We start from the raw sequence: 7,465 nt of genomic DNA on the forward strand, positions 1-7,465 counted from the left end.
GGCTTACGCCGCTCCCACAAATGCGGTGCGCTCCCGATTGCAGGAGCGGCGTAAGCCGCGAAGCCGGTATCCCTGGAAAGCGGGAAGTCCGCATACACAAGGGCGACTTTGGCTTCGAGCCCGCTCAACGCGGCAGGTAGCGCTCCCACAGCAGGTTGCGAAAACGATTGCCAGGATCCAGCTGCTGCTTGATGGCGGCAAACTGCGTCGCCTGCGGGTAGGCGCGCTGGAACTGCGCCTGGCTGGCGTGCAGACGGTAGGGCAGGTAGTAGCGACCGCCATGCTCGAGCGCGGCGTCGATCAGGCGGCGGGTCCAGCCGCTGCTGTACTGTTCGGCTGCGTTCCAGCTGCGTTGCTTGTGGTACAGCACGAAGCAGAACACCTCCTCGCTCGCCCAGCGCATCAACGAGGTGTTGTCGGCAGGCGCGTGGCGGATCGAGATGTTCAGTGCATTGACGTCGTGCCTGCGCAGGATTCCGGCCATGGTGCGTGCGAAGGACGCGAATCCGGCAACCGGGATGAAGTATTCCTGCAGCAGGTAGGACGACATGCGGCGGGTGCGTGGTTCCAGCGACGCCGCATCCAGGCTGGCTTCCAGGTTGCGCATCACCACGCGTGGTTCGGTGAGCAGGCTGCGTGTCTGGTAGAGATCGCGCAGCTGGTCGCCACCGGGCAGTTCGGATGCGGCCCAGATCAGGTTCTGGTCCTTGGCGTGGCTGGCGCGGATGGGCATCAGTCGTCTTGCATCGGTCAGTGCGGCGCTGCTGCGGCTCCAGCTGATCGCCAGCGGAGCATTGAAGTCCGGTGGCAGCAGGTCGGCGTTGTGCAGCACTACCCCGGGCCTGCCCAGTACATGGGCGTTGAACCAGTCCGGGTAGTCGGCGAGGGCAAGCTGTTCGACGCTGCGTGCCATTCTTTCGTTGCGCGCGAGGTCCAGCTCGACTTCGGTAATCACGCCAAGGCCGCCGTAGCTGCCAATCACCGCGGCGAACAATGCCGGTTGCAGCTGGCGGGACAACTCCAGCAAGCGACCATCGGCGGTGACCAGTTGCAGGGCGCGCACGCTGCCCGCCAGTGCGCCGCTGCCGACATAGCGGCCGTGGCAATTGACCGATACCGAGCCGCCGATGCTGAAGTTGCTGTAGCTCTGCATCACCTTGACGGCGAGGTCACGCGGATCCAGATGCTCCTGCAGTTGCCGCCAGCGCATGCCAGCCTGCACGCGCACGCTGGGTGTTTCCGGGTCCAGCCACAGCAGGCGATCCATGCGCTGCATGTCCAGCTGCAGCGCATGTTCGGCCCGGGTCTGTCCGCCCATGCTGTAGCGGCCGCCAGCGACGCAGACCGTTCCCGGCCAACGTTGCAGGGCGGCAATGACGCCGGCGCTGCTGGCAGGGCGCACCACGCCGGCAACGGCGGTGCGGTCCAGTTGCGCGACATCGCTGGCCAATGTCTGGCTGGATCGGGGTTTGCATGCGGGCAGCTGGGCCAGCAGGCCTGCGCCAAGCGCTGCCTGCACCAGTCGTCGGCGTTCACCCTCAGGCGGTGGCGTTTTCATTGCGGCGATAACACCAGTGCCAGGGTTCGTAGATGATGCCGTGCGGGTTGTCGCGTGGGTAGCTCATGTGGAAGCCGAAACCTGCGGCGTGCCGCTGCAGCCAGGCGAAGCCTGCGGTGTGCTCGAAGGATTCCTCGGCAGGTGGTTCGCCCGGCGTACTGATGTCCAGTGCGTCACCGCCGTGGTGTTCGCTGTAGCCAGGTGCGGCGTTGACGGTGAGAATCTCGTCCACGCTCAGCCCGCGCGCCAGCTTGCGTTCGAAAATGCCGAGCTGATAGTCATGGCTGCGGTAGCCGGAGATTGCATCCAGCGCGACGCCATCAACAGCCGCTGCCTGCTGCATGCGCTGCCAGCCGCGCGCCGCACCACGGGTGAGCCAGAGTGGCCTGCGGTAGCGATCAAAGCCAGCCAGGTGCAGATGCACGGGTTCGGCGACCAGTGGCAGACCGGTCCGGGCGGCGTAGGCGTCGGCATCCAGATCCAGTTGCTGCAGATGCAGTTGCAGTTGATGCAAGGGCAGGCTGCCGGGCGCGGGGGGAATGCGGGATGGCTGTGTGCGCAAGGCTTCCAGCGCGGTCAGTGCAAAGTCGATGCCGGATTCGTCCGCAAGCCGTGTCACCAGGGGCATCAGGCCGCCGCGCAGTTGCGCCGCCAGGTAGCGCCCATCGCGTTTGCGTCGCAGTACATGCGTTGCCCGCGCCAGCACGCGTGCATCGTCACTGCTGCGCGCGCGCAACAGGCCGCCCGGCCAGATCTCGATGTCGGGTGTGTTCAGCAGAATATGGGGAGCGTTGCGCATGTACGCAGCTTAGGCCTGTGCGCCGCCGTCGGCCAGCCGCCTGAGTTCATCCAGCAGGGCGCGCGGCTGTTCGGGGCTGACCAGCACGCTGTTGCCGTCGCGCAGCGGGATCACCAGTACGCGGCTGTTGTCGGTGATCAGGCAGAAGGCCTTGCCGCCACCCTTCATGTGGAAGTGACCCGCACGGAAGCCGGGGAACTGGAAGCCATTGGATTTCCCGCCCGGCTTGAAATCAGGGTTCTCTGCGAAATTGACGACGCGCGCGCGTTCCAGCCGCATCGAACTCAGCGCCACGCGCCGGGTGTACAAGGTGGCGGCGATGGTCAATTGCTTCGGTTCAACGCGCAGTTCGCGTCGTCGATAGGTCACGGTCAGCGCTGCGCCAACGAGGAACAATATCAACCAGCCGCCCCAGGAGGCGAATGTCGCCTGGAAAGGCGGCTTGCCGGCGAACACCCTGATCAGCGGATCGATGCTGAGCACCAGCAGCATGGGCGCCCATAACCAGAGCAGGAGTGAGCTGGTTGGCTTGGCGACGTTGAATGCCGTTGTCTCGGTTGGCGTGGTGTTGCGATCGCTCATCGCTGCGCCTTGATCCATAGCGCGATGTCGCTGATCAGTGCTGGATCGACGTGGCCCGGGCGCGCGTATTCTTCCAGTGAGCCCTTGCCTTCGCCGGCGATGCCGAGGTGGTTGAGGGCCGGGTAGTGTCGGAAGCGGTAGCGCTCCCCCTGCAGGCCCTTGTTCCACAGCTGCCAGTCGGTGTCGATCACCTGGAAGTCGCGGCCACCCTGCAGCACCAACACTGGCAGCGTGCTGTCGCGTGCGTCGGCGATGGGGTCGACAGCTTCCAGCTGCTGCCAGAACCGACCGGGGACATCCATCAACCGCGCTTCGGGATTGCCGCGCACGTTCGCTATTGCTGCGTCCAGTGCGGTGAGCTGGGCTTGGTCCTCGGCGCTGATCGTGCCGTCCAGGCCAAGCATGTAGCGGTTCTGCTCGGCCAGCAGGTCGAGGATGGGGCGCGCGGGTGCAGCCAGCAGTACCAGTCCAGCCAGCTTGCCATTGGCCGCCTTGGCGATGCGCCCGGCCAGCAATCCTCCCTGGCTGTGGCCCAGCAGATACACGTGGCGAGGGTCGATGTTGGCGTTGCCCGCCAGCGCGCTTACCGCCGCGACCGCATCGTTGGTGGTTTCGTCATCAACGCTGAAGCTGCCTTTGAAATCCTGCGGACGTGCATGACTGCGCTTTTCGTAACGCAGCACGGCAATGCCCTGCGCGGCGAGTCCACGCGCGATGTCCAGGAACGGGCGGTTGGGGCCGATGGTTTCATCGCGGTCCTGCGGACCGGAGCCGTGCACCAGCACGATGGCGGGGAAGGGGCCCTTGCCCTTGGGCAGGGTCAGCGTGCCCGGCAGTGGCGCGCTGGCGCTACCACTGGCCGGTACGCTGAAGTCCTGCTCGATGACGCTGGCATCCGCTGCAGGCGGTGGTGCCGGCGCAGCCGCTGCAGGCTGCACCAGGAAGCCTGCCACCTTGTCATCCTGATCAAGCACGATGCGTGCCTGCAGCCCGCCATTTGCATAGTGCAAAGGAATGACGACGATGCGGAAGCCGTCGGCTTCGCTGGTTACGGCAGAGCCGCGGGGACCGGCTGGGCCCATCTGCGCTGGCAGGGACTCCCACACCGACTTGAGCTTTTCAGCAGGTACCGCTGCTTTCATCTGCGGCGAAAAATCCGCTTCAGCAGCGGCGTATTGGCCAGCATCAAGCCGGTCAAGCAACTGGGTGGCCAAGGCGGCCGGCTCGGCAGCGTGTGCGCTGCTGGCGAGGGAAAGAAGTGCTGCTGTGATCCATCCGCTCAATGCTTTCATCATTGCGCCTTTTTGAAGATCAGGGTCGGGCTGGAGACGGTCGGTGTGGCATGGACCACATTCACCAGCTCCCAGCCAAGCCGGCCTTGCTTGTCCAGTTCCTCCTGCAGCGCTTCGGTCTTGAAGCTGCCCATCAGGGTGGTCTTCAGTCCCACGACCAGATATTTCCACTGCGTGCTCATGGCTCTTCCTTGGGTTCTTGCTCAGGTTTGGGGAGACGCCCGGCCTTGCGCAGGGCGTCGCGGATCACGTACTCGATCTGCGCGTTGAGGCTGCGCAGCTCGTCGTCGGCCCAGCGCTGGGTCGCAGCCAGAACATCAGCGTTGATGCGCAGCGGATAGGCCTTCTTCTCGCTCACCGGCGGGGTGCTCCGTTGTTGCCGCGACGTAGATGCAGCACCAGCGAAATGCCCAGCGCATTGACCGCCACCACCAGCGCGATGATCACGCCGTAGGCGATGTTGCGGTTGTCACCGGCCAGATAGACGCCGGTGGCCGCCACGAACATGCACAGCGCGATCAAGGCCCAGCGCAGGCCCAGCCCGCGTGCATGGGCGGTGCCGGGGCGTCCGCTCCATACGGCGAAGCACAGGGCCGGAACGCCGGTGGCTGCGATGATCAGGGGGGCGAAAACATTCACTGCGATTACCTCACTACGTTGTTCAGTACAGCGAACCGGCATTGACGATCGGCTGGGTGCCGCGGTCCGAGCACAACACGGTCAACAGGTTGCTGACCATGTGTGCCTTGCGCTCTTCGTCGAGGGTGACGACGGCGTTCTTCTGCAGTTCCAGCAGTGCCATCTCGACCATGCCGACGGCACCGGCGACGATCTGCGTGCGTGCGGCGATCACCGCGCTGGCCTGCTGGCGCTGCAGCATGGCCTGGGCGATCTCCGGGGCGTAGGCAAGGTGGCTGATGCGGGCATCAAGTACCTGCACGCCGGCATCGGCCAGGCGCTCGGCCAGCTCATCCTTCAGATGCTGGGAGATCTCGGCGGCGTGGCTGCGCAGGGCAAGCTGGCCCTCGGTGTGCTGGTCATAGGGATAGCTGGTGGCCATCGCACGCAGTGCCGATTCGGACTGGATGTGCACGAAGCTCTCGTAGTCGTCGACGTTGTAGACCGCTTCGGAAGCATCGACTACCTGCCAGACGATGACCGCTGCGATCTCGATCGGCGAGCCGTCCAGTTCATTGACCTTGAGCTTGCCGCTCTCGAAGTTGCGCACGCGCTGGCTGACGGTGCGCTTGCTGAAGAACGGGTTGTTCCAGCGCAGGCCGTTGTCCTTGACCGTACCCACGTACTTGCCGAACAGGCTGATCACGGCCACCTGGTTGGGCTGGACCATGTACAGGCCGCAACTGAGGAAGATGCCAACAACCAGCAGTGCGATGCCGCCAAGCACCAGCATCCCGCCGCCACCGGTGCCGTTCTTGGTGACCACGACCGCACCGACGATGGCAGCGGTGCCGGCCAGCATCATCAGCAAGGTGCCGAGGAGGGTGGGAATACCGGTAATGGAACCGAGGGACTTCTCTTTCATGGCACATCTTCCGTGGTAGTTGGAATGAAAGATATCAAATTGATATCAACATGCAAGCGGTTTTGACAAGGCTCCCCGCAGGGCCGGAAACCCGTAGCCCGGGTAAGCGGCAGCGCACCCGGGGAGTAAGCTGGCCCGCAATCGCCACGGTAGTTCCGCTCACTCCCCGGGCGCGCTGGCGCTTGCCCGGGCCAGCAGCCCCCGCGGCGCGCCGGCTTGCCTAGAATAGGCACCCTCTTTTGTGCCTTCCGGACCTGCCTGATGATCACCCTCGGTACCCCGTTGTCCCCATCCGCTACCCGCGTCCTGTTGCTTGGTTCGGGCGAACTGGGCAAGGAAGTGGCCATCGAGCTGCAGCGTTTCGGGGTGGAAGTGATTGCCGCGGACCGCTACGCCAATGCCCCTGCCATGCAGGTTGCGCATCGCAGCCATGTGCTGGACATGCTCGACCCGGCCGCACTGAAGGCCTTGATCGCGCAGGAGCAGCCACATCTGGTGGTGCCCGAGATCGAGGCCATCCACACCGAAACCCTGGTGCAGCTGGAAGCCGAGCAGGGCCTGCGGGTGATCCCGACCGCGCGTGCCGCGCGCCTGACCATGGACCGCGAAGGCATCCGCCGCCTGGCCGCGGAAACCCTGGGCCTGCCGACCTCGCCCTACCGCTTCGTCGATACCGAAGCCGAGTACCGCGAGGCCGTCGCCGCGATCGGCTTGCCGTGCGTGGTCAAGCCGGTGATGTCGTCCTCGGGCAAGGGCCAGAGCACGCTGCGCAGCGAGGCCGACATCGGCCCGGCCTGGGAATACGCGCAGACCGGCGGCCGCGCCGGTGCCGGCCGCTGCATCGTCGAAGGCTTCATCGACTTCGATTACGAGATCACTCTGCTGACCGTGCGCCATGCCGGAGGTACTGCGTTCTGCGATCCGGTCGGCCATCTGCAGAGGGACGGCGATTACCGCGAAAGCTGGCAGCCGCAGGCGATGTCGGCCAAGGCGCTGGAAGGTGCGCAGCAGATTGCCCGTGCCATCACCGATGACCTTGGTGGTTGGGGCCTGTTCGGTGTCGAGTTGTTCGTGAAGGGCGATGCGGTGTGGTTCAGCGAAGTCTCGCCGCGCCCGCACGACACCGGCCTGGTCACCCTGGTATCGCAGGAGCTGAGCGAGTTCGCGCTGCATGCGCGGGCGATTCTGGGCCTGCCGATCCCGACCATCCGCCATAACGGCGCATCGGCATCATGTGCGATGTTGGCGCAGGGCAATGGCGTACCGTTCTACAGCAACGTGGCCGAAGCACTGATCCATCCGGATTCGGCACTACGCCTGTTCGGCAAGCCGATGGTGCAGGGCCAACGCCGCGTCGGCGTGACCCTGGCGCGCGCCGCCGATGTGGATCAGGCACGCGCGATCGCACGTGATGCTGCAGCGGCAATTGGAATCGAGCTGCGCTGAGATTTGCTCCCTCCCTTTGCCGAAGGCAAGGGGAGGGTTGGGGAGGGGTAAAGCTTCGCTGCTGTGATGCATCCCCCGCACCAGCAGTCGCCCGCGCGCTTGTGGGAGCGGCGTAAGCCGCGAAGCTGACAATGCTGCAGCAGCGGAATGCATCGTCATCTGATGGTGTACAAGCTTCGCGGCGTTCGCCGCGCCGTCAAAATACAGACACAAAAAAAACGCCCGCGTATCCGGCGGTTTTTTTT

At 64.9% G+C, this 7,465-nt stretch carries 9 protein-coding genes; 1 reads left to right on the plus strand and 8 read right to left on the minus strand.

Annotated elements, in window-relative coordinates; genetic code table 11:
* Positions 1-124 precede the first annotated feature (124 nt).
* Genes QMX78_RS18935 through QMX78_RS18970 form a run of 8 tightly spaced genes read right to left on the minus strand, consistent with a single transcriptional unit; the run spans position 125 to position 5,774 of the window.
* Complete coding sequence (locus QMX78_RS18935; protein WP_282272473.1) at positions 125-1,558, minus strand: FAD-binding oxidoreductase; 1,434 nt, start codon at positions 1,556-1,558, stop codon at positions 125-127.
* The gene (locus QMX78_RS18940) at positions 1,539-2,357 is read right to left on the minus strand and encodes a M15 family metallopeptidase (protein WP_282272475.1); all 819 of its coding nucleotides are present in this window, start codon (positions 2,355-2,357) and stop codon (positions 1,539-1,541) included. Before QMX78_RS18940 ends, QMX78_RS18935 begins: the two co-directional genes overlap by 20 nt.
* A 9-nt stretch (positions 2,358-2,366) precedes the next feature.
* Positions 2,367-2,939 (minus strand): PH domain-containing protein, encoded by a 573-nt coding sequence (locus tag QMX78_RS18945; protein WP_282272478.1) that lies wholly within the window; start codon positions 2,937-2,939, stop codon positions 2,367-2,369.
* Positions 2,936-4,231 (minus strand): alpha/beta fold hydrolase, encoded by a 1,296-nt coding sequence (locus QMX78_RS18950; RefSeq protein ID WP_282272480.1) that lies wholly within the window; start codon positions 4,229-4,231, stop codon positions 2,936-2,938. The genes QMX78_RS18945 and QMX78_RS18950 overlap by 4 nt, the downstream gene beginning before the upstream one ends.
* Entirely contained in the window at positions 4,231-4,413 is a 183-nt protein-coding gene (locus QMX78_RS18955) for a DUF4177 domain-containing protein (protein WP_282272482.1), read from the minus strand. The genes QMX78_RS18950 and QMX78_RS18955 overlap by 1 nt, the downstream gene beginning before the upstream one ends.
* Positions 4,410-4,589 (minus strand): Arc family DNA binding domain-containing protein, encoded by a 180-nt coding sequence (locus QMX78_RS18960; RefSeq protein WP_282272483.1) that lies wholly within the window; start codon positions 4,587-4,589, stop codon positions 4,410-4,412. Before QMX78_RS18960 ends, QMX78_RS18955 begins: the two co-directional genes overlap by 4 nt.
* Complete coding sequence (locus tag QMX78_RS18965) at positions 4,586-4,870, minus strand: hypothetical protein (RefSeq protein WP_282272484.1); 285 nt, start codon at positions 4,868-4,870, stop codon at positions 4,586-4,588. Before QMX78_RS18965 ends, QMX78_RS18960 begins: the two co-directional genes overlap by 4 nt.
* Before the next feature lie 22 nt (positions 4,871-4,892).
* Positions 4,893-5,774 (minus strand): SPFH domain-containing protein, encoded by an 882-nt coding sequence (locus tag QMX78_RS18970; RefSeq protein ID WP_282272485.1) that lies wholly within the window; start codon positions 5,772-5,774, stop codon positions 4,893-4,895.
* 261 nt (positions 5,775-6,035) lie between these two features.
* On the opposite strand from QMX78_RS18970, the gene purT reads away from it, so the two are divergent.
* Positions 6,036-7,220 (plus strand): formate-dependent phosphoribosylglycinamide formyltransferase, encoded by a 1,185-nt coding sequence (gene purT / locus QMX78_RS18975; RefSeq protein ID WP_282272486.1) that lies wholly within the window; start codon positions 6,036-6,038, stop codon positions 7,218-7,220.
* Positions 7,221-7,465: the final 245 nt, after the last annotated feature.

It is taken from the genome of Stenotrophomonas sp. PS02298, from assembly GCF_029959445.1.
Classification (GTDB): domain Bacteria; phylum Pseudomonadota; class Gammaproteobacteria; order Xanthomonadales; family Xanthomonadaceae; genus Stenotrophomonas.